Raw genomic sequence first — 896 nt, 5'->3', positions numbered from 1 at the left:
ACGAGCTTGCTGCCCTTGCAGCCGGACACGCAGACCATCATGGTCTTGTTCGACTCGCGTTCGCGCTCGGTCAGCACCGAATCCCGATGGTCGGGCGTGCCTTCGAGCACGGCGGTCTCGCACGCGCCGCACACGCCTTCGCGGCAGCTGTAGTCGGCGTCGATGCCCGCTTCCAGCAGCGCGTCGAGCAGCGCCATGCCGGCCGGCACGTCGATGGTCTTGCCCGACTTGGCCAGTTCGACCTGGTAGCTGCCTTCCTGCGCGGCCGTGACTTCGCCGGCGGCGGCGAAGCGCTCGATGTGCACGTTCTGGTAGCCCAGTTCCTTGCAGGTGGCCTCGAAGGCATCCAGCATGGGCGTGGGACCACAGCAGTAGAAGTGCGTGTCGCCCGGATGGCCGGCCAGCAGCTCGCGCAGGTTGGGCGGGCAGCCCGCCTGGTCGTCGAAGCGCGTCGTGACCTGGCCACCCGAGGCCACCAGTTCGTCGACGAAAGCCGCTTCGCTCTTGGTGCGCGCGCAGTAGAGCAGTTCCACCGGCTTGGCGATCGCGCGCAAGCGGTTGACCATGCAGAAGATGGGGGTCACGCCGATGCCGCCGGCCACCAGCACCGACTTGGCCGCCGACTCGTCCAGCTCGAAGTTGTTGCGCGGCGGCGCGATCTTGATGGTCGAGCCCACCCGCAGCTGCTCGTGCACGAAGCGCGAACCGCCGCGGCTGTTACGGTCGTTCAGCACTCCCACCACGTAGCGATGCCGCTCTTCGGGCGAATTGAACAGCGAATAGCTGCGCACCAGGCCGTTGGGCAGATGCAGGTCGATGTGGGAGCCCGCGGCGAAGGCAGGCAGTTCATCGCCCGTGGGCGAGCGGAACTCGACACTGATGATGCCCTGCGCTTC

General features: G+C 67.3%; 1 protein-coding gene. It reads right to left on the bottom strand.

What is annotated here, in order from left to right; translation table 11 throughout:
- The coding region (locus WKR98_RS29210) for a PDR/VanB family oxidoreductase (protein ID WP_341435417.1) at nucleotides 1–896 on the bottom strand (896 nt) is incomplete at both ends.

This window comes from Pigmentiphaga sp. YJ18 (genome assembly GCF_038066655.1).
In the GTDB taxonomy this organism is placed as follows: Bacteria; Pseudomonadota; Gammaproteobacteria; order Burkholderiales; family Burkholderiaceae_B; genus Pigmentiphaga.
This window is presented reverse-complemented; position numbering and strand designations above follow the sequence as displayed.